The sequence below is a fragment of the Eubacteriaceae bacterium Marseille-Q4139 genome, assembly GCA_018223415.1.
Classification (GTDB): domain Bacteria; phylum Bacillota; class Clostridia; order Lachnospirales; family Lachnospiraceae; genus CABSIM01.
The window spans coordinates 1,746,396-1,769,364 of the sequence record JAGTTQ010000001.1; the positions used below are offsets into that span (position 1 = coordinate 1,746,396).

The following is a 22,969-nucleotide window of genomic DNA, read 5'->3' on the forward strand; positions in this document are numbered from 1 at the left end:
CCCTCCAAGTCATCCACGGAAACTCGCTGGTAAACCGGATTCATACCATCATTTTCTCTCCTCAATCTCCCACTTCCAATGCTTCACGTGAAACATTTTTCCAATTTCACTTTCACCACCCTACACAAGAAAAAATTTCACAAACGAAATCCCCACCTACGGCAAACCACATAAGCAGCATTCATCTTCTCCACCTCAATACGACTACCCTATTCAAAGGACATTCTGTCCCACCGGAAAGCACCGTTTTTATACATTCACTCAACAAAGTCTCTCTTACAGAGCAAAAAATGTTTCACGTGAAACATCCCTTTTCTTTTCAAACTCATTAGCACTTCCCATAACAGTTCATCTCTGCAAATACATATGACAAAATGCTGCATGAGAGCTTGCTCACAAGAGCAGTCTTTTGCCATATATGAATATAGGGCGGACGCCCGACATGAATCATTTAACATCCAGCAGCGCTTCTCACTTTCTTGAACACCCGTCCAAGAAGTATCCCTCGCTCCGCCCGGTCAATTATGAATGGTATGACTAAACTTTTACCAATTTTCTAATATTTTCCTTAATATCATTGTATCTAACCCCCCATTATATTATAATAATTCCATAGACAATCCCTTTCACCTGAACAACAACAATTCCAATTATGGAGGTTCATCAATGAAAGCCAAAAATAAAATTATCACCATAACCTTACTCTCCGCTGCTGCTCTGACCGGCACTGCCCTGATTAACAAATATATCAAAATGAGCGCCACATCCAGAAATCTCCTGCTCCAGCCGGAGCCGAGATGCTTTAAGTGGCGGCTTGGAAATGTTTACTATACAAAATGCGGAACAGGAAAACCGCTTCTCCTGATCCATGACCTGAACTACGCCTCCAGCGGATGCGAATGGTCAAACCTTGTTGATCTCTTAAAAGATCACTACACCGTATATACCATTGATCTCCTTGGCTGCGGCCGCTCTGAAAAGCCAAACCTGACCTACACCAATTTCCTGTATGTTCAGCTTCTCAACGACTTCATAAAATCAGAGATCGGCCATCGAACCAACGTCATTGCCACCGGAACATCCGCATCCCTTGCGACAATGGCATGCAGTTACAGCCCTGACCTGTTTGAGCAGTTCATGTTCATCAATCCGGAGAGCATCTCCTCCGGGAGCCAGATTCCAGGAAAATCGGCAAAGCTTTATAAATTCATCCTGGATCTTCCAATCATTGGAACCCTGCTCTACCACATGGCATCCAGCAAAAAAATACTTACTTCCGTTTTTACGAAAGAATACTTCTGCAATCCATACGATGTAAAGCCATTTTATGTAGACAAATACTACGAGTCCGCCCATCTCGGTGACTCGCCAAAAGCCATTTATTCAAGCTCCCTCTGCAATTACACCAAATGCAATATCAGCAGAGCGCTGGAAAAAATTGATAACAGCATCTACCTTCTCGGAGGCGCCGAGCAGGAAGACATGGAATCCATCATCGAGGAATACACAAAATGCAATCCAGCCATTGAATACTCCACAGTTCCAGGCACGAAACACCTGCCGCAGCTGGAAAATCCAAAAGAAGTATTCAATACCATCAAAATCTTCTTCAACTAAATTTACAAATCCAGCAAATATCCCACCCGGTCAGCGTCAAAAACTGCTGGCCGGGCCTTTTCCTTTCCAACCAAGTAAACGAATATTTCCCCTGCTCAATCATCACACACGAACCTGCCGCACTATCGTATTCCATATTCTTACACCCGGCAAGCATGGTGCCGCTTTCCAGGCTCGTACAGCAAAAAAGCTGCGCCACAGCCCTTTATCACCCAAAAGACCATAGCGCAGCCAACATAACCGTCCAGCCCAATTTTCTCATCCGTCTCCCTACTTAAGCGGCTCCTTCCCCGGCATTCCTGCCTTCCTGGGATACTTCTTTCCCGTTCCAGCAATTTTCTTTACCGGCACAAACGCCCGTTCCACATCCGTTCCTGGAATTGTGCAGAAAATCACAGGCTCCAATTCCCCTCCAAGACGCTTCACAGCGTTTCTCCCCTGCTTCAGCTCTTCCTCAATGGTTCCGGATTTATAGGAAACAAACATACCGCCCACCTTCACAAACGGAATGCAGTATTCCGACAACGTCGCAAAATTCGCCACCGCACGGGACACGCAAAAGTCAAACTGCTCCCGATAGGCGCTGTCATGTCCAAAATCCTCGGCTCTCCCATGGACAGCCATAATCCCTGTAAGCCCAAGCTCCGAGGAAACCTCCTCCAGAAACTTGACCCGCTTATTCAGGGAATCCAAAAGCGTCATATTAAGCTTCGGAAACATGATTTTTAACGGGATTCCCGGAAAACCGGCGCCTGTACCCACGTCGATACAGGACTTTTCACCCTCAAGAACCCCCGGAATCGCCTGAAAAAGCAGCAGGCTGTCGAGAAAATGCTTTCTCGCCACTTCCTCCGGCTCCGTAATCGCAGTCAGATTCATGACCTTATTCCGCTCCGTCAGAAGCTCAAAATACTTTAAAAACTGCCAGGCCTGGCGCTCCGAAAGCTCCAAGCCCATCTCCCTGCATCCATTCTCCAAAATTTCCTTCATCTGATCTATCATAAAAATTCCTCAATCACCAAAAACGAACCCGTCTTTTCCACAAGCTCAGAGCTGCTTCCATGCTTTTATCCACACATTCCATATCATTATAGAGGTTTACATAACTCACCCACCCGTCTCAGCGTTTCCATTCCCTCTGCTCATCTGCTCCAGATACACAAGAAGAACCGAAATATCCGCCGGCGAAACACCGGAAATCCGCGACGCCTGCCCGATATTCATGGGCTGGTAAAGGTTCAACTTCTGAACAGCCTCCCGCCGCAGGCTCTTTACCACACCGTAATCAAAGCCCTTCGGAAGCTTTTTTCCCTCTAGCTTCTTAAACTGCGCCACCTGCTGCTTCTGCCTCTTGATGTAGCCCTCATACTTGATATTGATATTCACCTGGACAGCCACATCCTCCGGAAGCTCCGGCCGTTCCTCATCCAGCTCCGAAAGCATCCAGTAATCAAGCTCCGGCCGCCGTACCAGCTCTGCCAGCGTGCTGCCGGACTTTAAAAGCGTGCTTCCATGTTCTCCCAAGAACTCCTGAACTTTCTCATTTGCACCGACCGTGGCCTTTTTAAGGCGCTCAATCTCCTCTGCAATCGCCTTTTCCTTCCAGAGCACGTACTGGTACTGCTCGTCGCTCACAAGTCCAATCTCATGGCCGATGGCGCGAAGTCTTAAATCCGCATTATCCTGCCTGAGAAGCAGCCGATATTCCGCCCTCGATGTCATCATCCGGTACGGCTCATGGTTTTCCTTCGTCACAAGGTCATCAATCAAAACACCGATATACGCCTGCGACCTGTCCAAAACCACCGGCTCCTTTCCCTGAAGCTTCCTGGCCGCATTGACACCGGCCATAAAGCCCTGGACAGCCGCCTCCTCATACCCGGAGCTCCCGTTAAACTGCCCGCCGGAAAACAGCCCTTCAATCTCCTTAAACTCAAGAGTCGCTCTAAGCTGTCTCGGATTGATGCAGTCATACTCAATGGCATAGGCGCTTCGGACAATTTTCACATTCTCAAGCCCCGGCACCGTCCGGTACATAGCAAACTGGACGTCCTCGGGAAGGGAGCTGGACATGCCGCCGAGGTACATTTCGTTGGTATAATTCCCCTCCGGCTCCACGAAAACCTGGTGCCGTTCCTTATCCGGGAATTTCACGACCTTGTCCTCGATGGACGGACAGTACCGCGGCCCCGTCCCCTCAATGGCACCGGAAAAAAGCGGCGACCGGTCAAGGTTCGCCCGGATAATTTCATGGGTTTTTTCATTGGTATAAGTCAGCCAGCAGGAAACCTGCTCCTTCTGGACAGAAGCCGGATCCGTAGAAAAAGAAAACGGAACCACCTTCTCATCGCCAAACTGTTCCTCCATCTTGGAAAAATCAATGGAGCGCCTGTCCACCCTGGCCGGAGTTCCCGTCTTAAACCGGAACATTTCGATGCCGTTGGCCTTCAAGGAATCCGTCAGAAGATTGGCCGCCTGGAGCCCGTTGGGCCCCGTATGGTTCACCACATCGCCGTAAACACACTGCGCCCGCAAATACACGCCTGTGGCCAGGACGACAGCCCGGCAGTGATACACGGCCCCGGAATTTGTCTTCACGCCGACCACACGCTTTTTAAAACCTTCCCCGCGGATTTCGGCTGCCTTCTCAGCTTCCGGGCTCCCGCCTTCTCCCGGCTTCTCCAAAACACTCTCCGTCAGGATCTCCGAAACCTCACCCTGGCGGATCGTCAGATGATCCGTATTCTCCAGGACACGGCGCATCTCCCTGGTATAATCCTGCTTGTCCGCCTGGGCCCTTAAGGAGTGAACCGCCGGCCCCTTGGACTCATTTAACATCTTCGACTGGATAAACGTCTTGTCGATATTTTTTCCCATCTCGCCGCCGAGAGCATCTAACTCCCGCACGAGATGTCCCTTGGAGCTGCCGCCAATATTGGGATTGCAGGGCATCAGCGCAATGCTGTCCACGCTGACCGTAAACATAATCGTCTCAAATCCAAGCCTGGCCGCTGCCAGCGCCGCCTCACAGCCTGCATGGCCTGCGCCCACCACCACAATATCATACGTCTCTTCTAAAAAAGGCATTGCAATTCCTCATTTCCTGCTGCGTCTATTTTCCCATGCAAAACTTACTGAAAATCTCGTTGACGAGATCGTCCTCCACCGATTCCCCGATGATAAGCCCAAGCTTTTCATAGGCATTCATCAGGTCAATGGAAAAGAAATCCTCCGGCATCCCGCCGTTTATGCTCTCCTCCACCATCCGCATGCTGTCATACGCTTCACGAAGCGCCTGGGCATGACGCACGTTGGTAATCAGGATCTGATCGTTAAAATCAATCTCCCCGCCGTAAAACAGCGTCTTGATCTCTTCCTCCAACTCCCCGATCCCGGTCTCCTCCTTGGCGGAAACAAAAAGGACACGGTGCCCCGATTTTTCTGCAATCTCCTCCGCAGAAACAACTGCGTCCAGATCGCTTTTATTCAAAAGGACAACCGCCTTCCGCCCCCGGATCATCTCCATAATCTGATCGTCGTTTTCATCCAATGGCCGCGACGAATCCACCACATAGATAATTAAATCCGCGTCCTCGGCCGCCTTCATGGCCCGTGACACGCCAATTTTTTCCACGGCATCCTCCGTACTTCGGATTCCAGCCGTATCCACCACATTGAGGCTGATCCCCTGGAGATAAATATGTTCTTCAAGAATATCCCTGGTGGTTCCGGCAATATCCGTCACAATGGCGCGATCCTCGCCGACCAGCACATTCATTAAAGACGACTTTCCGGCATTTGGCTTTCCGAGAATCACAGTCCTGATTCCTTCCGCCACAACGCGCCCGTTCCCGGCCGACCGGATTAACGCCTTTAACTCCTCTTCCACCCCGGAAACCACCGAAAGAAGCTTCTCTCCGTACCCGTCGAGGGAAATATGCTCCGGATCATCGAGCGCCGACTCAATAAACGCAATCTCATAGAGAATCTTCTCCCGCAGCTCCTTAATTTTCTTTGAAACGCTGCCGCGAAGCTGTCCCACCGACGATTTTAAGGCATACTCGTTTTTCGACTGGATCACGTCCATGACCGCCTCTGCCTGGGACAAATCAATGCGCCCGTTCAAAAACGCCCGCTTCGTAAATTCTCCCGGCTCCGCCAGACGCGCGCCGTTTTTAAGAACCGTCTCCAAAATCCGTCTCGTCACCAGCATCCCGCCGTGACAGTCGATTTCCACCGTGTCCTCGGCCGTAAAGCTGGCCGGCCCGCGCATCAGCATCACAAGAACCTCGTCGATCACCTCGTCCCCGTCACATACAAAACCGTAATGGATCGTATGGCTTTTTGCGGACGCCAGCGTCTTTCCCGCCTTTTTCGGCCGGAAAATCCTGTCTGCCGTTTCGACAGCCTTCTCCCCGCTGATCCTAACGATCCCGATACCGGAATTTCCCATGGCCGTCGCAATGGCCGCAATCGTATCCGTCCCCGCAAATTTCATGTCCATGATCTCACCCCCAATGCAGCATGGTGCCGCTGTTGCATAAAGGGGCTGCCGCAGGCAGCCCCCTTCCTCTTAACTTCTCGCTCTGTCTCTTCTGGAACCGCGGTCTTCTCTCTTTAACGAGATCACCACATGGCGGAACGGCTCCTCGCCCTCACTTCTCGTAAATACAACCTTGTCATTCTGAAGGGCAGAATGGATGATCCGTCTCTCATACGGGTTCATCGGCTCAAGAGCCACGGAACGTCTCGTTCTCTTAACCTTGTATGCAATGTTCTTTGCCAGGGTTTCCAGCGTTTCCTTCCGTCTCTCCCGGTAATTCTCCGTATCCAGCTTCACGCGGAGATACTCTTCCGACTCCTTGTTTACCACGAGGCTCACAAGGTACTGGAGGGAATCCAGCGTCTGTCCCCTCTTTCCGATCAGAAGCCCCATCTCGTCGCCGGATAAGTTGATATCCATCTCCTTATCCCCTTCATTCAGCTTCACATCAATCGTCACCTGAATTCCCATGGCATCAAACACGGAGTTCAGGAAATCTGCTGCCTTTTCATCAATCGTCTCGATCTTGCCTGCACGGATAATAGCCGGCTTGGCTCCAATAAGGCCTCCCAGGAGTCCCGTACTTCCTTTTTCAACCACTTCATACCGAAGCTTATCACTGCTCACACCAAGCTGCAAAGAAGCCTGCGTAATTGCATCGTCAACCGTCTTCGCAGTTACTGTAATCATTTCCATAATAGAACCCCCTTATTTACTTTTTCCGTTTTTCATGTGCCTCATTATACTTCTGAACCATAGCCGCCTTGGCTGCCAGGCTTCCCGGCTTCGGATCCGACTCATAGATCTTTTTGGATTCCTCAATCTGCTTTGCAATCCGTTCCTTCTTCTGCTCCTCCTCGAGGCGTTCCTTTTCCTCCTCTTCACGAAGCGTCTTTAAGGAAACATTTGCATTCTGGGAGATCTTCGCCGGCGGAAGCCCCTGCTTCGCCCTCTTGGCGTTGACCTTCTCCATGTTTTTCCGCACCATCTCGTCAATGTCAACCTTCTCCATATAGGAGTTTACGAAAAGCTGCTGAACCACGGTCACAACGCTGGTCGCAATCCAGTAAAGACCAAGTCCTGTCGGCATCGTAATACAGATAAAAGCAGAAAATAACGGCATGATCGTCATCATGGACTTCATGGACTGAGCCGTCGGATTATCGCTGTCCATCTGCGATTCCGCCTGCTTGCCGCTCATGAGCTTCGTGCTGAACCACTGGGTAAGGGCTGCCAGAATCGGGATACTCCATGCAAGGCTCGGCGCCCATCCTGGCGCTTCCGCAAGGTTCAGTCCCAAGAACCAGTTCATCTCCTCGATGATATGTGCATTTTCCGAAATAACATCAGAAATGGCCGGGAACAGGTTCTGAAGCTGATCCCACTGGCTTCCGGTGAATTTATAAAGCATGTCCACCAGCCTGTCTGCGCTGGTGAAATCAAATTTGTCCATCGAATTGACGGCTGCGGCCCTGGCGACATCCGTAATCCCGGAAATCTTTTCGGCATAATCCGGCTGCGTCATAAGAGGCGTCACAACATTGTCAAAATATACGCGCACCGACGGAACGTATGCCGGAATATTGTAAATAACCCGGTACAGTGCAAATAAAATCGGCATCTGGATTAAAAGCGGCAGACATCCGCTCGTCATGCTGGTGCCATACTTTTCGTAAACGGCCTGGATCTCCACATTCTGCTTCTGCATGGAAGCCTGATCCGTCTTTCCTCTGTACTTCTTCTGAATCGCCTGAATTTCAGGATTCATGACAGACATGAGCTTTGTGCTCTTCTGCTGCTTGATCGTCAGCGGGATCATTAAGGTCTTCGTGATGATCGTAAACAGGATGATGCACAAGCCGACATTAAAAATCCCGAACTGGCTTGTGAACCGGAACAGGATGTCCATGATATAACCAAGGACTGTTGCAATCGGCCCCAGAATGGAACCGGCTTTCGTCAAAACCATACCTTACCTCCTATGGTCTACGGAACTAGATCATAACCGCCCTTTGCAAACGGATGACAGCGGAGAATCCGCCTGCAAGCAAGATAACTACCCTTTACAGCGCCGTATTTTTCCAGTGCCTCAATGGCGTATTGAGAACACGTCGGCGTGTAAATACAGTGAGGTCCCAGACATGGAGAAATAAACTTTTTATAAAACCTTATAAATCCAATCAAAAAGCCTCTAATCAAAACGCTCACTTCGATTCTCTAAAATGTTATGAAGTCCGCACAAGTGCAGGAACGCACTTTCAATCTTATCGAATTTTTTGTCTTTTGCCGCAGCTCTGGCGACTACAATGATGTCGTACCCGCTTTTCAATATGTCCCCGTTTAACCGGAAGGCCTCACGCACAAGCCGGACGAAATGATGCCGGACGACGCTGTTGCCCACCTTTTTGCTTACCGATATTCCAATTCTTGTCCTGTCGCTTCCCGTATTCACCGCATACATCACAAGGTATTTGTTGGCATAGGATTTTCCGGTGCGGTAAACCGTCTGGAACTCGCTGTTTTTCTTCAATGAAGGAAATCGCTTCATCTGTTCCTCCAAACGAAAAAGAGTATCCAAAAGTTCTTCCTAACTTCCGGATACTCTCTTGGATTCATTAAGCTGATAATCTTGCTCTACCTTTTGCTCTTCTGGCAGCCAATACTTTTCTGCCGCCTGCGCTGCTCATTCTGGCTCTGAAACCGTGTACTCTCTTTCTCTGAGTATTCTTCGGCTGAAATGTCATCTTCATTGTCCGGCACCTCCTCTTATCTTAAATTCAGGTACCTTCGCGTACCTGGCGAATATGGACATATCTAAACGATGCTCCCGAAGACAGGAAATCCCCCGGGAACCCGACATCGTTTCAATTATATAGAAGATAAACGGCTTCGTCAAGAGTTTCTTGGCGAAAAAAAGCATGGATTTTTTCTGTCCCTACAAAATGTATCTGCCGGTTTCTTCTATTACTATATTTAGTATCCGCTCCGAATGAACTTAATCATTCCGAAGCTTCAAAAGCACCTTCACCACAGCCGTCGTGAGAATTCCTGCCACAATGGCCTCCGGAACTCCCAGGGTGACAATCGTGCCGAGGATCACGTCATAGATCCTGGCCACAACCCAGCTGGAAGCCGCCGCATAGCTCTTTCCGAAGAATACATAAATCCCGTTCATGACGAGGATCGTGTTCGTCATGGAACCGGCGATTCCCGCGATCCAGAGCGCTGCCGTCTGACCGCCTTTCTTATTATGAAGCGCCTTCATCGCAAGTTCATACACATAATACGCCGCAACGCCGATCAGAATCCTGGGAACCAGGCTGATCACAACGCTCCACATATTTCCGCTGTATCCGCCGATGGAGACAAAGGGGCTGAATACAAAGGACGTGATATTCGGTGTGAGCGTCGCCTTAATTAAGCTCGTCATTCCAAATACCAACCCAAAATACGCCCCGTATCTCGGCCCAAGAAGAATGGCCCCGATGATAACCGGAACGTGGATGATGGTTGCGTTCATGAATCCCAATGGAATGTAGCCCAAAAACGGTACTGCTGCCATCATGATGATGATTGCCGTAAAAATTGCGGCAAGCGTCATGTCAAGAACTCTCTTTTCAATTTTCATTTTTTTTTCCTCCTGCTACTGTTCTTTTAAAAGATACAATGCAATTTTCTACAACCCGCATTATATATAATTTGTTTCCCGGCGTCAAGAACGAGATTTACATAATTTATCAACAATTTGTGGATAAGTTGTGGATAACTTTATGGATAAGTTGTGGATTTTAAGATTTTCATTGAAAAATGACTCGGTTTCATGTAGAATAGAATTAGATTGGGTTTGTGTGCGATTCACAATTTTTCACCTGCTTATCCACACTTATCCACCGTTTATACACACAATGAGGAGTGCCGCTATGCTGGAGAAAATATTAGAAAAATGGGAAGAGATCCTGCTTTATATAAAGGAAGAATACGAAATCACGGACGTGTCCTACAAGACGTGGCTGCTCCCTCTGACGCCGTATTCTGTGGATAAAGATATCCTCACCATAATCGTGCCCGATGACATCTTTCTGAATTATGTGAAAAAAAAATATGAACTGCTGTTGAAAGTTACCGTCGAGGAGATCACCGGCTTCCCATGCGAGATCCAGTTTATCCTTCAGGACCAGGTGCGTGAAAAACAGGAACTAGCCGGAAAGAAGCTGATCCAGAACACAAACGCCACCGTGAGCCAGCTTGCGATCCAGAATGCCAACCTGAATCCGAGATATACTTTTGATACCTTCGTGGTTGGAAAAAACAATAACCTGGCCCATGCCGCCTCCCTGGCGGTGGCCGAATCCCCGGGTGAAATTTACAACCCTCTTTTTATTTACGGAGGCGTGGGACTTGGAAAAACCCACCTGATGCATTCCATCGCCCACTTTATCTTAAAAAATAACCCGAACTCCAAGATCCTCTATGTGACCTCAGAGAAATTCACAAACGAGCTGATCGACGCCATCCGGAACAAAAACAACATTTCCACCACGGAATTCCGGGAAAAATACAGGAACAACGATGTTCTTTTAATCGACGATATCCAGTTCATCATCGGCAAGGAATCGACCCAGGAGGAATTCTTCCATACCTTCAACGCCCTCTACGAGGCAAAAAAACAGATCATCATCTCCTCGGACCGGCCGCCGAAGGAAATCGAAACCCTGGAGGAACGTCTCCGCTCCCGGTTCGAGTGGGGACTGACCGTGGACATCCAGCCTCCGGATTATGAGACCCGGATGGCCATCCTCCGGAAAAAAGAAGAACTGGAAGGTTATAATATTGACAATGAAGTGATTAAATACATCGCTTCCAACGTAAAATCCAACATCCGTGAGCTGGAAGGCGCCCTCACAAAAATCGTCGCCTTCTCGAAATTAAACAAGCGGGAAATCAATACGGCTCTGGCTGAAGAGGCCTTAAAAGACCTGATCTCCCCAAATTCCGTCACGGAGGTCACACCGGAGCTGATTATCAAAGTGGTTTCCGAGCATTTCGGCATCACGCCCGGCGACATCGTTGCCCAGAAGCGCAGCAAAGAGCTGGTATTTGCAAGGCAGATTGCCATGTACCTCTGCGGGAACATGACAAACGAGTCCCTTCAGAATATCGGAAAAGCCCTGGGCGGCCGCGACCACACGACGATCATCCACGGGACGAAAAAAATCGTCTCCACCCTGGAAAAGGACGAGACCTTAAGGAACACCATCGACATCTTAAAAAAGAAAATCAACCCGCAGTAACGATATGTGGATTTTTCAGTGGAAAAGCTGTTCAAAAAATGTGGATAACCCAGGACATTTTTTCTCAGGTTCCGGCTCGTTTTCAACCTGTGGATAATTCTCAAGTTGTCCTTCGATTTTGCCCCGGTTATTCACATGCCCGTAAACAGCCAAAATCTTTTGTTTTAAAGCCCCAAACGGCTTATTCACAAATTCACACCCCCTACTGCGAATGCGACGAAAATCTTTTCTATATATCGCTATGCAGTTCCATCATCAAACAGAAAGGAAGTTATCAACAGCCATGAAACTGACATTCAAAAAAGATTCATTACTCAACGGTATCAACATTGTCTTAAAGGCCGTTCCGTCCAAAACGACCATGCCGATTTTAGAGTGCATCTTAATCGACGCATCTTCCGATGAAATCAAGCTGACGGCCAACGATATGGAACTGGGAATCGAAACAAAGGTTGACGGAAATATCCTGGAAAAAGGAAAAATTGCCCTTGATGCAAAGCTTTTTTCTGAAATTATCCGCAAACTGTCCAGCGAAGATTCTGTCGTAACCATTGATTCCGACGAAAAATTCAACACGGTGATCTCCTGTGAGAACTCCGTATTTAAAATCCAGGGCCGTGACGGAGAGGAATTTTCCTATCTTCCTTATATTGAAAAAAATAAATACATCTGTCTGTCCCAGTTTTCCTTAAAAGAGCTGATCCGCCAGACAATTTTCTCTATTTCCGTCAATGACAGCAACAAAATGATGACCGGCGAGCTGTTTGAGGTAAACGGCGGCACTTTAAGAGTCGTCTCCTTAGACGGACACCGGATGGCGATCCGCAAAATTGCCCTGAAAGATGAATATGAAAGCACAAAAGTCATCGTTCCCGGAAAAACCTTAAACGAAATCAGCAAAATTTTAACCGGCGACAACGAAAAGGAGGTTCTGATCTACTTCGGAACGAACCATATCCTGTTCGAGTTTGACGATACCATCGTGATTTCCCGCCTGATCGAGGGCGAATACTTCAAGGTGGATCAGATGCTTTCCAGTGATTATGAGACAAAGGTGTCCTTAAATAAAAAGGAATTCCTGGACTGCATCGAGAGAGCGACCATCTTAATCCGCGAAAATGACAAAAAACCGGTCATCTTAAACATCGAAGATGAAAAAATGAGCCTGAAATTAAATTCCAGCTTCGGTACCATGAACGCGGAAATCCTGATCCACAAGACAGGAAAAGACTTGATGATCGGCTTCAACCCGAAGTTTTTGATCGACGCCCTCAGGATCATCGACGACGAGGAAGTCTCTCTCTACATGATGAATCCCAAGTCCCCGTGCTTTATCAAGGATGACGAGGAAACCTACATCTACCTGATTCTTCCCGTCAACTTCAACGCAGCGGCTATCTAATATACACAAGCGGGGTATCCGGCATACCTGACCTGCGTATCCGGATACTTCGATTTTTTCGTGCATAATTATGCATCAGTGATTTAAAGGAGAAAAAATGGAAACCATTCATTTAAGGGATGAATTTATAAAGCTTGGACAGGCGCTAAAGCTTTCCGGGCTCTGCGAAACCGGCGTGGACGCAAAGTTTGCCGTCCAGGACGGGCTTGTGACGGTCAACGGTGAGGTGGAATACCAGAGGGGAAAGAAGCTGTATCCCGGCGATATCGTTTCGTATGACGGAAAATCATTCCAGGTAGAAAAGTAGGGACGCGGTTCCATGTTCATAAAATCAATCGAACTCTTGAATTACAGAAATTACGGACAGCTACATATGGAGTTCCATGAGGGAACCAATGTCTTATACGGCGACAATGCCCAGGGAAAGACGAATATCCTGGAGGCCATTTACGTCTGCTGCACCACAAAGTCCCATAAAAGCAGCAAGGACAAAGAAATCATCCGCTTCGGGACCGACGAGTCCCACATCAAGCTCAGTCTTGTGCGGGACGGGGTGCCTTACCGGATTGACATGCATTTAAAGAAAAACAAGGCCAAAGGCGTGGCTGTCAACGGCGTGCCCATAAAAAAAGCCAGCGAGCTTTTTGGAATCGTCAACGTGATTTTCTTTTCGCCGGAGGACTTGAACCTCATAAAAAGCGGGCCGTCGGAGCGGAGACGGTTCATTGATCTGGAGCTCTGCCAGCTCAACAAGCTTTATGTGTACAATCTGGTTCAGTACAATAAAGTGGTAGTGCAGAGAAATAAACTTTTAAAAGAAATGGACTTTAACCCGTCCTTAAAGGATACCATGGAAATGTGGGATCTCCAGCTTGTCCGCTACGGAAAAGAGCTGATACGGTTCCGGGAACAGTTCATAAAGGAGCTAAACGGGCTGATCCATGACATCCACTTCAAGCTTTCCGGGGAAAAGGAGGAGCTTTTTCTCCAGTATGAGCCAAACACCACGGCAGAAACCTTCGAGGAAGACCTGGAAAGGAACCGGGCCCAGGAGCTTCGCCAGAAGCTGACGCTTACGGGCCCCCACCGGGACGATTTAAGCTTTCTCGTAAACGGCACCGACATCCGCCGGTTCGGCTCCCAGGGCCAGCAGCGGACGGCAGCCCTTTCCTTAAAGCTTTCGGAGATTGAACTTGTAAAACAGACAGTGAAGGATTATCCGGTCCTTCTTTTAGACGACGTATTATCAGAGCTCGACAGCAAGAGGCAGGAACATCTTCTGTCGGGAATCAGCCATATCCAGACGATCATTACCTGCACGGGTCTGGATGAATTCGTAAACAGCAGATTCCAGATGGATAAAATTTTCAGGATTGTTGAAGGAACTGTGGAGAGCGAAGAGTAAAGGAGGAACTTCATGAGCGCAGAATATGGTGCAGATCAGATCCAGATATTAGAGGGGCTTGAGGCCGTAAGAAAGCGGCCTGGCATGTACATTGGAAGCACCTCTTCCAGGGGACTTCATCATCTTGTATATGAAATTGTAGACAATTCCGTGGACGAGGCCCTGGCAGGCTTCTGTGATTCCATCGATGTCCAGATCAACGCTGACAATTCCATCACCGTCACCGACGACGGACGCGGAATTCCCGTGGACATCCAGAAAAAGGCCGGCATCCCGGCCGTGGAGGTAGTCTTTACCATTCTCCATGCCGGCGGAAAATTCGGCGGCGGGGGATACAAGGTATCCGGCGGCCTTCACGGCGTCGGCGCTTCCGTCGTAAACGCCCTTTCCGAGTGGCTGGAGGTGGAAGTCTACATCGACGGGAAAATCTATAAGCAGAGATATGAGCGCGGAAAAACCATGTACCCGTTAAAGGTCGTTGGAGAGTGCCCGATGGAACAGCACGGGACGAAGGTGTCCTTCCTTCCCGATAAAGAGATCTTCGAGGAGACGGTCTATGACTACGACACCTTAAAGGTGCGTTTAAGGGAAACGGCGTTCTTAACAAAAAATCTGAAGATCACCCTCCGGGACGACAGGGATGAGGACAAGAAAGAAAAGACCTTCCACTACGAGGGCGGCATCAAGGAATTCGTCACCTACCTAAACCGCAGCAACGTGGCTCTTTACGAGCAGGTGATCTACTGCGAGGGCAAGCGGGACGGCGTCCTGGTGGAAGTCGCCATGCAGCATAACGATTCCTACACGGAAAATATTTACAGCTTTGTCAACAACATCAACACGCCGGAGGGCGGAACCCATTTAACCGGCTTTAAAAATGCGCTGACAAAGACGTTCAACGACTATGCGAGAAAAAATAAGCTCTTAAAAGACAGCGAGCCGGCGCTTTCCGGCGAGGACATCCGCGAGGGCTTAACGGCCATCATCAGCGTCAAGATTGAGGAACCCCAGTTTGAGGGCCAGACGAAGCAGAAGCTTGGAAACAGCGAGGCCCGCGGTGCCGTGGATTCCGTCGTCAGCGAACAGCTCACCTATTTCCTTGAACAGAATCCGCAGACGGCAAAGGCCATCGTGGAGAAATCCGTCCTGGCCCAGAGGGCGAGGGCTGCGGCCAGAAAGGCGAGGGATCTGACGAGAAGAAAAACCGTCCTCGACGGCCTGGCCCTTCCGGGAAAGCTGGCCGACTGTTCCAGCAAGCACCCGGAAGAATGCGAAATCTACATCGTCGAGGGAGATTCCGCCGGCGGTTCGGCCAAGGATGCGAGAAACAAGAGCACCCAGGCCATCCTGCCGCTCCGCGGAAAGATCTTAAACGTGGAAAAAGCGAGACTCGACCGGATTTACGGGAACGCCGAAATCAAGTCCATGATTACGGCCTTCGGAACCGGCATCCACGAGGATTTTGATATTACGAAGCTCCGCTACCACAAAATCATCATTATGACTGATGCCGATGTGGACGGCGCCCATATCAGCACCCTGCTTTTAACCTTCATTTACCGGTTCATGCCGGAACTCATCAAGCAGGGCTACGTTTACCTGGCACAGCCGCCGCTTTATAAGATCGAAAAGAACAAGCGGGTCTGGTACGCATACAGCGATGAAGAGTTAAACAACATCTTAAAAGAGATCGGCCGCGATACCAACAACAATATCCAGCGGTACAAAGGTCTCGGCGAGATGGATGCCGAGCAGCTCTGGGAGACGACGATGGATCCGGAGCGCCGGATTCTCCTTCGCGTCACCATGGACGAGGAGACTACCTCGGAGATTGATTTGACCTTCACGACGCTCATGGGCGACCAGGTGGAGCCGCGGCGTGAATTCATCGAGCAGAATGCGAAATACGGAACACTTGACATTTAAACGGCGGCAGCAATGGGAGGAAAAGAATGGAACCGAATATCTTTGATAAAGTTCATGATATAGACTTAAAAAAGACAATGGAAAAGTCGTACATCGACTATGCCATGAGCGTCATCGCATCCCGTGCCCTTCCGGATGTCAGGGACGGCTTAAAGCCGGTGCAGAGGCGTGTGCTTTACTCCATGGTAGAGCTCAACAACGGCCCTGATAAGCCCCACAGAAAAAGCGCCCGTATCGTCGGCGATACCATGGGTAAATACCATCCCCACGGAGACAGCTCCATCTACGGCGCTTTGGTAAACATGGCCCAGAGATGGTCCATGCGCTATATGCTGGTGGACGGCCACGGGAACTTCGGCTCTGTGGACGGCGACGGCGCGGCTGCCATGCGATACACCGAGGCCAGGTTAAGCAAAATTTCCGTGGAACTTCTGGCCGACATCTATAAAGATACGGTGGATTTTGTGCCAAACTTCGACGAGACAGAAAAGGAGCCGACGGTGCTTCCGGCCAGGTTCCCGAACCTTCTGGCAAACGGCACGTCAGGCATCGCCGTCGGAATGGCGACAAACATCCCGCCACACAACCTCCGGGAAGTCATCGGGGCTGTGGTAAAAATCATCGACAACCAGGTGGAAGAGGGCAGGAAGACAACTATTGACGAGATCATGCAGATTGTCAAAGGGCCCGACTTCCCGACAGGTGCTACCATATTAGGTACCAGAGGCATCGATGAGGCCTACCGCACCGGCCGCGGAAAGATCAAGGTCCGCGCCGTGACCAACATCGAGACGCTCCCCAACGGAAAGAGCCAGATCATCGTGACGGAGCTCCCGTACATGGTGAATAAGGCCCGCCTGATTGAAAAGATGGCGGAGTTAGTAAAAACGAAAAAAATCGACGGCATCGTAAACATCACCGATGAATCCAACCGCGAGGGCTTAAGGATCAATATCGAGCTGCGCCGCGATGTCAATGCCAACGTGATTTTAAACCAGCTTTTAAAGCACACCCAGCTTCAGGATTCCTTCGGCGTCATCATGCTGGCCCTTGTGAAAAACGAGCCGAAAATCTTAAATCTCCTTCAGATGTTGGAATACTACCTCGACCATCAGAAAGAGGTTGTGACAAGAAGGACGAAGTACGACTTAAACAAGGCAGAAGAGCGGGCCCATATTTTGGAGGGCTTGTTGATCGCCCTTGACAATATTGACGAGGTCATTAAAATCGTCCGCGGAAGCCGCACGGCCCAGGATGCGAAAAATGAACTCATGAGCCGGTTCGGGCTTTCCGACGCCCAGGCCCAGGCTATCGTGGACATGCGTCTGCGCGCCCTGACAGGACTGGAGCGGGAGAAGTTAGAGAACGAATATAAGGAGTTAGAGGCAAAAATCGCAGAATTTAAGGCAATCCTTGCAGATGAAAACAAGCTTCTCGGCGTTATCCGGAAAGAGATTTTAGTGATCTCCGACAAATACGGCGACGACAGGCGCACCTCCATCGGCTTTGACGATGACATGTCCATGGAAGATCTGATCCCGGATGAGGACGCTGTGATCGCCATGACAAATTTAGGCTACATCAAGCGCATGTCCGTAGACAACTTTAAGAGCCAGAACCGCGGCGGAAAGGGCATCAAGGGCATGCAGACCATCGAGGAGGACTTCATAGAAGACCTTCTGATGACGACGAACCACCACTATGTGATGTTCTTTACCAACTCCGGCCGCTGCTACCGGTTAAAGGCATACGAGATCCCGGAGGCCGGACGGACGGCAAGGGGCACGGCCATTGTGAACCTGCTCCAGCTCATGCCGGGCGAAAAGATCACGGCCATCATCCCCATGCGGGAATTCGAGGCAGGCAAGTACCTGTTCATGGCGACAAAGGACGGCATGGTAAAGAAAACGCCGATGGGCGAGTACGTGAACATGAGAAAGACCGGCCTTCAGGCCATCGTCTTAAAGGAAAACGACGAGCTCATCGAGGTCAAAATGACCGACAACACCGAGGACATTTTCCTTACTACCAAATATGGTATGTCCATCCGCTTCCACGAGACCGACGTGCGCGTTACGGGCCGCGTCTCCATGGGCGTCATCGGCATGAAGCTTGACGGCGGCGACGAGGTCGTCGGCATGCAGATGGCAAGCCAGGGCGAGTACATGCTGGTGGCATCGGAAAACGGCTACGGGAAGATGACCCATATCGACGAGTTCAAGTGCCAGAACCGCGGCGGAAAGGGACTTCTCTGCTATAAGAGCACGGAAAAAACAGGGCATCTGATCGGCATGAAGCTTGTCGACCAGGACCGCGACATCATGTTAATCACCACCGAAGGCATTTTAATCCGCATCAGCGCCGATGATATTTCCGTTATCGGAAGGAACACCTCCGGCGTGAAGCTCATGAATATTGACGTGGATTCCGACATCAAGGTTGCAACCATCGCCAAAGTGCGCGAAAGCAGCAGCCATGACGACGAAGAAGAGACAACAGAAGAAGAATAAAAGGCCGGGCCGGGACTCCCATGAGTCCCGGCCTGTTTAAAATCAAAACAGGAAATTAACGTGCAAAATCAGATAATATGTGGTAAAATGGAAGAAAATATTTGAATTGGAGGGGTAAAGCATGGCAATTTCAAAACAGGAAGCGTTGGCCTCCATCGACAGAGAAAAGGAACTGATCTGCAAGGCCAGCGATGAGGTGTGGGAAAACCCGGAAACGGCGTTCCAGGAATACCGTTCCACGGAAATTTTATGTGACCTTCTGGAAAAAGAGGGATTTCATGTAGAAAAGAACCTGGCCGGTATTGCGACGGCATTTTCCGGTACATACGGCCACGGAAAGCCGGTGATCGGCTTTCTCGGCGAGTTCGACGCCCTTTCCGGCTTAAGCCAGAAATGCGGCATCGCAGAAAAAATCCCGGAGGTTGAGGAAGCGCCGGGACATGGCTGCGGCCATAACCTTTTAGGCGCCGGTTCCGTCGCGGCCGCCATTGCCGTAAAAGAATATCTGGAGAAAAACCAGAAGGAAGGCACTGTGATCTTCTTTGGCTGCCCAGGCGAAGAGGGCGGTTCCGGAAAAGGCTTCATGGCAAGAGACGGCGTGTTTGACAGCCTGGACTTTGCGATTTCCTGGCATCCCGGCGATACGAACCAGGTTACGGTCGGAAGCTCTCTTGCAAACTACCAGATTATTTATAAATTCTTCGGAACAGCTGCCCATGCGGCCGCATGCCCGGAGCTTGGAAGAAGCGCCCTCGACGCGGTGGAGTTAATGAACAACGGCGTCCAGTATTTAAGAGAGCACATCATCCAGGAAGCCAGAATCCATTACGCCATCACCAACACCGGCGGCTATTCCCCGAACGTGGTTCAGCCCTATGCGGAAGTCCTCTATCTGATCCGTGCGCCGAAGACGGGACAGGTTCAGGAAATCTATGAGAGAGTCAACGACATCGCAAAAGGCGCTGCCCTGATGACGGGAACCAGGATGGAAATGCAGTTCGTAAAGGCATGCTCAAACCTGGTGGACAACACGGTGATTGAGGAAATCCTTCAGAAAAACCTGGAAGAGGTTGAGCGCGTTCCTTATACCGACGAGGAAATCGCCTTTGCAGAAAAGATTGCGGCTACCTACGGCGGCCAGAAATTAGAGCTGGATGCCGTGCTCTCCCGCTATGAAAAGAGCAGAAAGGCCATGGTTGAGGAAGTTGTCACCCCGTATCTTCGCGCCCCGCTCAATGACTTTATTCTTCCGCTCATGGATGTGGAGACGGCCATGGCAGGTTCCACGGACGTGGGTGACGTAAGCTGGGTATGCCCGACGGCCCAGATCGGCACTGTCACTGAGGCGGCCGGAACACCGGGACATTCCTGGCAGGAGGTGGCCCAGGGCAAAGCTTCCGTGGCCCATAAGGGAATGTTATACGCCGGAAAGGTCATGGCCGGCGCCGCCATTGATCTGTTGGAAGACCCGGATAAGATCGAAGAGGCGAAAAAAGAATTAAAGAAACGCCTGGGCGGCGGTTCCTATGTGCCGCCGATTCCGAAAGGCGTCCGCCCGATGGCAATCAACCCGAAAAAATAAAAAATCCCGGAAAACCGTACATATTTCGTCCGTGCAGAAAAATGTACGGTTTTCTCTTGCTTAATTTCCTGTTTGATAATAGAATGAAGGGGATACAGGAGTGCGATAGCACGAAACAATCCGGTATCAATGGGGTAAAACAAACAATATTGGGGGATTTATTGAATGAAAACTGGAGAAGTCATAAAAGATTTTCTAATCATCACCTTTGCGACTCTGATCGTAGCGGCAGCCGTTTTCTTTTTCATGATGCCGAGCACGGTTACAGTCGGAAGTATTTCCGGTCTTGCCATTGTACTGGAAAACTTTTTGCCGTTAAAGGTTTCGGCCATCACCATGATTTTAAACGTCGTCCTTTTAATTCTGGGATTTATCTTCATCGGAAAAGAATTCGGGGGGAAAACCATTTATACGTCCATTCTTCTCCCTGTATTCTTAGGAGTGTTTGAATATCTGTTCCCGGAAAACCGTTCCCTGACGGGGGATGCGTTCTTAGACACGGTGGGATATGTGTTTATCGTCAGCATCGGGCTTGCGATCCTGTTTAACCGGAATGCCTCGTCCGGCGGTCTGGACATTGTGGCAAAATTCTTAAATAAGTACCTGCGGATGGACCTCGGTAAAGCCATGTCCCTTTCCGGAATGTGCGCGGCCCTCTCATCCATTCTCGTATCCGATTCCAAAATCGTGGTGCTCAGCGTCCTGGGAACCTACATAAACGGCATTGTCCTCGACCATTTTATTTTCGGCATGAACGAGAAAAAGCGCGTCTGCATCATTTCCCAGAAGGAAAAGGAGATCCAGGACTTTATTCTCCATAGCTTAAGAAGCGGCGCCACCATCTATCAGGCCATCGGCGCATACGATTCGGAGCCCCACAGGGAGATTATTACCATTGTCAATAAGAGCGAGTATGCACAGCTCATGAATTTCATCGGAAAAACCGATAAAGATGCATTTGTCACTGTGTACACAGTCAACGAAGTCCTTTATAAGCCAAAATATTAAAAATCCGGGGCGCCTGCCCTGGAAAACATGGAGGGAAAGCTATGAGGTCAGTTTCAGCGGAAGCGATTGCAAAGGCTGTCGCCGAGATGTGCGTGGAGGCCAACCATTTCCTGTCGGAGGACATGAAAGAGGTCTTTTTTGAGGCAGTAAAAAAAGAAGAGGCGCCCCTTGGACGTCAGATTTTAGACCAGCTTACGGAAAATCTTGAGATTGCGGGGAATGAGATGATCCCGATCTGCCAGGACACAGGCATGGCTGTCGTGTTCTTAAAGGTGGGACAGGAAGTACATATCGAGGGCGGAAGCCTGACGGACGCGGTCAACGAAGGCGTGCGCCGCGGCTACGTGGACGGATATCTGAGAAAATCCGTGGTAAAGGATCCTATTGAAAGGGAAAACACGAAGGACAACACGCCTGCCGTCATCCACTATGAAATCGTGGAGGGCGACCAGGTGGAAATTACGGTGGCGCCCAAGGGCTTTGGAAGCGAAAACATGAGCCGCGTGTTCATGTTAAAGCCGGCGGACGGGATTGAGGGCGTAAAGGAAGCAATTTTAACGGCTGTGAGGGATGCCGGGCCGAATGCATGTCCGCCGATGGTGGTGGGAGTCGGAATCGGCGGCACCTTTGAAAAGTGCGCCCTGATGGCAAAGCATGCCCTGACCCGCGATTTAAAGGAAAGCTCTCCCGTTCCCTATGTGCGCGAGCTGGAGAAGGAAATGCTGGAAAAAATCAACATGCTCGGCATTGGGCCAGGAGGGCTCGGCGGCACAGTCACGGCTCTCGCCGTCAACATCGAGACGTACCCGACGCATATTGCAGGCCTTCCTGTGGCAGTCAATATCTGCTGTCATGTGAACCGCCATGCACACCGCTTCATTTAAGTCAGGAGGGATCAGGATGGACAGAAAAATTCAGGTACCGATCAGCAAAGAAGATGCCAAAAGCCTGAAGGCAGGGGATTATGTATATCTGACAGGAACCATTTATACGGCCAGGGATGCCGCCCACAAAAGAATGCAGGAGGCACTGGATAAAGGAAACGAGCTGCCCTTTGACGTGGCGGGAAATGTCATTTACTATATGGGGCCGTCTCCGGCCAGAGAAGGAAGACCCATCGGCTCTGCCGGCCCGACCACGGCAAGCAGGATGGACAAATATACGCCGAGGCTTCTCGACATGGGACTTGGCGCCATGATCGGAAAGGGGAAAAGAAGCCAGGCTGTCATCGACGCAGTAATCCGGAACGGCTCTGTGTACTTTGCGGCCATCGGCGGCGCCGGCGCCCTGCTTTCGCAGCGGATTTTAAAATCGGAGGTCATCGCATACGATGATCTGGGAGCAGAAGCCATCCGCAAGCTGGAAATTAAGGATTTTCCTGTTGTTGTCGTCATTGATTCGGAGGGCAATAACCTCTATGAAACGGCAATTTTAAAGTACAGACGATAGAAACCGGCCGAAAAGGCACGGGAAAGGAGAATCGCAGCCGGCGGGTCCCGCCGGCTGTTTTAGAGACGGACAATGAAACGCATCGCTTATATGGTAATCAGAAATATTTTTCATGTGCCCGTATGGTTTTATAAAATATGCCGTTTTGGGAAACATAAGGATATCTATCCGGAGGAGGAGCGATACAGCCTCCTGCGGCATATCGTAAAAACAGTCAACCGCACCGGACGCGTTAC

General features: G+C 49.9%; 22 protein-coding genes (1 of these 22 running past the window's edge). 12 read left to right on the top strand and 10 right to left on the bottom strand.

Translation table 11 applies throughout. From position 1 onward, the window contains the following. The first annotated feature begins 666 nt into the window (after nucleotides 1-666). Nucleotides 667-1,617, top strand: a complete 951-nt coding sequence (locus KE531_08355) for an alpha/beta hydrolase (GenBank protein MBR9953629.1) — start codon at nucleotides 667-669, stop codon at nucleotides 1,615-1,617. Between the two features lie 270 nt (nucleotides 1,618-1,887). Here KE531_08355 and rsmG read toward each other — a convergent pair whose 3' ends face one another. The 9 genes from rsmG to KE531_08400 form a co-directional block, all read right to left on the bottom strand. Continuing rightward, nucleotides 1,888-2,607 (bottom strand): 16S rRNA (guanine(527)-N(7))-methyltransferase RsmG, encoded by a 720-nt coding sequence (rsmG, locus tag KE531_08360; GenBank protein ID MBR9953630.1) that lies wholly within the window; start codon nucleotides 2,605-2,607, stop codon nucleotides 1,888-1,890. Between the two features lie 117 nt (nucleotides 2,608-2,724). Continuing rightward, nucleotides 2,725-4,704 carry a tRNA uridine-5-carboxymethylaminomethyl(34) synthesis enzyme MnmG gene (mnmG, locus tag KE531_08365; protein ID MBR9953631.1) on the bottom strand — a complete coding sequence of 660 codons (1,980 nt, stop codon included), beginning with the start codon at nucleotides 4,702-4,704 and terminating at the stop codon, nucleotides 2,725-2,727. A gap of 25 nt (nucleotides 4,705-4,729) precedes the next feature. Continuing rightward, nucleotides 4,730-6,115, bottom strand: coding sequence for a tRNA uridine-5-carboxymethylaminomethyl(34) synthesis GTPase MnmE (gene mnmE / locus KE531_08370; GenBank protein ID MBR9953632.1), 1,386 nt, complete (start codon nucleotides 6,113-6,115; stop codon nucleotides 4,730-4,732). Nucleotides 6,116-6,190: 75 nt separating this feature from the next. Continuing rightward, entirely contained in the window at nucleotides 6,191-6,856 is a 666-nt protein-coding gene (locus KE531_08375) for a protein jag (GenBank protein MBR9953633.1), read from the bottom strand. Nucleotides 6,857-6,872: 16 nt separating this feature from the next. Next, nucleotides 6,873-8,129: a YidC/Oxa1 family membrane protein insertase gene (locus KE531_08380; protein MBR9953634.1), complete on the bottom strand. Its 1,257-nt coding sequence runs from the start codon at nucleotides 8,127-8,129 to the stop codon at nucleotides 6,873-6,875. 17 nt (nucleotides 8,130-8,146) lie between these two features. Next, a complete protein-coding gene (gene yidD, locus KE531_08385) occupies nucleotides 8,147-8,359 on the bottom strand; it encodes a membrane protein insertion efficiency factor YidD (GenBank protein MBR9953635.1) in 213 nt (70 codons plus the stop codon). Next, the gene (gene rnpA / locus KE531_08390; protein MBR9953636.1) at nucleotides 8,352-8,708 is read right to left on the bottom strand and encodes a ribonuclease P protein component; all 357 of its coding nucleotides are present in this window, start codon (nucleotides 8,706-8,708) and stop codon (nucleotides 8,352-8,354) included. Before rnpA ends, yidD begins: the two co-directional genes overlap by 8 nt. A 67-nt stretch (nucleotides 8,709-8,775) precedes the next feature. Further along, a complete protein-coding gene (gene rpmH / locus KE531_08395; GenBank protein ID MBR9953637.1) occupies nucleotides 8,776-8,910 on the bottom strand; it encodes a 50S ribosomal protein L34 in 135 nt (44 codons plus the stop codon). A gap of 245 nt (nucleotides 8,911-9,155) precedes the next feature. Next, nucleotides 9,156-9,788 (bottom strand): ECF transporter S component, encoded by a 633-nt coding sequence (locus tag KE531_08400; protein ID MBR9953638.1) that lies wholly within the window; start codon nucleotides 9,786-9,788, stop codon nucleotides 9,156-9,158. Between the two features lie 292 nt (nucleotides 9,789-10,080). Between KE531_08400 and dnaA the strand changes: the two genes are divergently transcribed. After that, nucleotides 10,081-11,451, top strand: a complete 1,371-nt coding sequence (dnaA, locus tag KE531_08405; protein MBR9953639.1) for a chromosomal replication initiator protein DnaA — start codon at nucleotides 10,081-10,083, stop codon at nucleotides 11,449-11,451. A 15-nt stretch (nucleotides 11,452-11,466) separates the two neighbouring features. Here dnaA and KE531_08410 read toward each other — a convergent pair whose 3' ends face one another. Then, nucleotides 11,467-11,640 (bottom strand): hypothetical protein, encoded by a 174-nt coding sequence (locus KE531_08410; protein ID MBR9953640.1) that lies wholly within the window; start codon nucleotides 11,638-11,640, stop codon nucleotides 11,467-11,469. 94 nt (nucleotides 11,641-11,734) lie between these two features. On the opposite strand from KE531_08410, the gene KE531_08415 reads away from it, so the two are divergent. The 10 genes from KE531_08415 to KE531_08460 form a co-directional block, all read left to right on the top strand. Further along, on the top strand, nucleotides 11,735-12,853 hold the full coding sequence (locus tag KE531_08415) for a DNA polymerase III subunit beta (protein ID MBR9953641.1): 1,119 nt from the start codon (nucleotides 11,735-11,737) through the stop codon (nucleotides 12,851-12,853). A gap of 97 nt (nucleotides 12,854-12,950) precedes the next feature. Next, nucleotides 12,951-13,160: an RNA-binding S4 domain-containing protein gene (locus tag KE531_08420; protein ID MBR9953642.1), complete on the top strand. Its 210-nt coding sequence runs from the start codon at nucleotides 12,951-12,953 to the stop codon at nucleotides 13,158-13,160. A gap of 12 nt (nucleotides 13,161-13,172) precedes the next feature. Next, complete coding sequence (gene recF, locus KE531_08425) at nucleotides 13,173-14,258, top strand: DNA replication/repair protein RecF (GenBank protein MBR9953643.1); 1,086 nt, start codon at nucleotides 13,173-13,175, stop codon at nucleotides 14,256-14,258. A 12-nt stretch (nucleotides 14,259-14,270) separates the two neighbouring features. Beyond that, nucleotides 14,271-16,184: a DNA topoisomerase (ATP-hydrolyzing) subunit B gene (gene gyrB, locus KE531_08430; GenBank protein MBR9953644.1), complete on the top strand. Its 1,914-nt coding sequence runs from the start codon at nucleotides 14,271-14,273 to the stop codon at nucleotides 16,182-16,184. Between the two features lie 26 nt (nucleotides 16,185-16,210). After that, nucleotides 16,211-18,694, top strand: a complete 2,484-nt coding sequence (gyrA, locus tag KE531_08435) for a DNA gyrase subunit A (protein ID MBR9953645.1) — start codon at nucleotides 16,211-16,213, stop codon at nucleotides 18,692-18,694. 121 nt (nucleotides 18,695-18,815) lie between these two features. Then, nucleotides 18,816-20,276 carry an amidohydrolase gene (locus KE531_08440; GenBank protein ID MBR9953646.1) on the top strand — a complete coding sequence of 487 codons (1,461 nt, stop codon included), beginning with the start codon at nucleotides 18,816-18,818 and terminating at the stop codon, nucleotides 20,274-20,276. Nucleotides 20,277-20,441: 165 nt separating this feature from the next. After that, on the top strand, nucleotides 20,442-21,284 hold the full coding sequence (locus tag KE531_08445) for a YitT family protein (protein MBR9953647.1): 843 nt from the start codon (nucleotides 20,442-20,444) through the stop codon (nucleotides 21,282-21,284). A 41-nt stretch (nucleotides 21,285-21,325) separates the two neighbouring features. Beyond that, nucleotides 21,326-22,168 carry a fumarate hydratase gene (locus KE531_08450; GenBank protein MBR9953648.1) on the top strand — a complete coding sequence of 281 codons (843 nt, stop codon included), beginning with the start codon at nucleotides 21,326-21,328 and terminating at the stop codon, nucleotides 22,166-22,168. Between the two features lie 16 nt (nucleotides 22,169-22,184). After that, nucleotides 22,185-22,733 (top strand): Fe-S-containing hydro-lyase, encoded by a 549-nt coding sequence (locus tag KE531_08455; protein MBR9953649.1) that lies wholly within the window; start codon nucleotides 22,185-22,187, stop codon nucleotides 22,731-22,733. Between the two features lie 72 nt (nucleotides 22,734-22,805). Beyond that, nucleotides 22,806-22,969, top strand: the start of a protein-coding gene (locus KE531_08460; GenBank protein MBR9953650.1) for a 1-acyl-sn-glycerol-3-phosphate acyltransferase. Its footprint extends 556 nt past the window's final position; only the first 164 of its 720 coding nucleotides appear in the window; it begins with the start codon at nucleotides 22,806-22,808; the stop codon falls past the right edge of the window.

What these genes read in the sequence shown, in the direction of transcription:
- KE531_08355 (MBR9953629.1), top strand. Translation starts at nt 667, where the DNA reads ATGAAAGCCAAAAATAAAATTATCACCATAACCTTACTCTCCGCTGCT.
- rsmG (MBR9953630.1), bottom strand. Translation starts at nt 2,607, where the DNA reads ATGAAGGAAATTTTGGAGAATGGATGCAGGGAGATGGGCTTGGAGCTT.
- mnmG (MBR9953631.1), bottom strand. Translation starts at nt 4,704, where the DNA reads ATGCCTTTTTTAGAAGAGACGTATGATATTGTGGTGGTGGGCGCAGGC.
- mnmE (MBR9953632.1), bottom strand. Translation starts at nt 6,115, where the DNA reads ATGAAATTTGCGGGGACGGATACGATTGCGGCCATTGCGACGGCCATG.
- KE531_08375 (MBR9953633.1), bottom strand. Translation starts at nt 6,856, where the DNA reads ATGGAAATGATTACAGTAACTGCGAAGACGGTTGACGATGCAATTACG.
- KE531_08380 (MBR9953634.1), bottom strand. Translation starts at nt 8,129, where the DNA reads ATGGTTTTGACGAAAGCCGGTTCCATTCTGGGGCCGATTGCAACAGTC.
- rnpA (MBR9953636.1), bottom strand. Translation starts at nt 8,708, where the DNA reads ATGAAGCGATTTCCTTCATTGAAGAAAAACAGCGAGTTCCAGACGGTT.
- rpmH (MBR9953637.1), bottom strand. Translation starts at nt 8,910, where the DNA reads ATGAAGATGACATTTCAGCCGAAGAATACTCAGAGAAAGAGAGTACAC.
- KE531_08400 (MBR9953638.1), bottom strand. Translation starts at nt 9,788, where the DNA reads ATGAAAATTGAAAAGAGAGTTCTTGACATGACGCTTGCCGCAATTTTT.
- dnaA (MBR9953639.1), top strand. Translation starts at nt 10,081, where the DNA reads ATGCTGGAGAAAATATTAGAAAAATGGGAAGAGATCCTGCTTTATATA.
- KE531_08415 (MBR9953641.1), top strand. Translation starts at nt 11,735, where the DNA reads ATGAAACTGACATTCAAAAAAGATTCATTACTCAACGGTATCAACATT.
- KE531_08420 (MBR9953642.1), top strand. Translation starts at nt 12,951, where the DNA reads ATGGAAACCATTCATTTAAGGGATGAATTTATAAAGCTTGGACAGGCG.
- recF (MBR9953643.1), top strand. Translation starts at nt 13,173, where the DNA reads ATGTTCATAAAATCAATCGAACTCTTGAATTACAGAAATTACGGACAG.
- gyrB (MBR9953644.1), top strand. Translation starts at nt 14,271, where the DNA reads ATGAGCGCAGAATATGGTGCAGATCAGATCCAGATATTAGAGGGGCTT.
- gyrA (MBR9953645.1), top strand. Translation starts at nt 16,211, where the DNA reads ATGGAACCGAATATCTTTGATAAAGTTCATGATATAGACTTAAAAAAG.
- KE531_08440 (MBR9953646.1), top strand. Translation starts at nt 18,816, where the DNA reads ATGGCAATTTCAAAACAGGAAGCGTTGGCCTCCATCGACAGAGAAAAG.
- KE531_08445 (MBR9953647.1), top strand. Translation starts at nt 20,442, where the DNA reads ATGAAAACTGGAGAAGTCATAAAAGATTTTCTAATCATCACCTTTGCG.
- KE531_08450 (MBR9953648.1), top strand. Translation starts at nt 21,326, where the DNA reads ATGAGGTCAGTTTCAGCGGAAGCGATTGCAAAGGCTGTCGCCGAGATG.
- KE531_08455 (MBR9953649.1), top strand. Translation starts at nt 22,185, where the DNA reads ATGGACAGAAAAATTCAGGTACCGATCAGCAAAGAAGATGCCAAAAGC.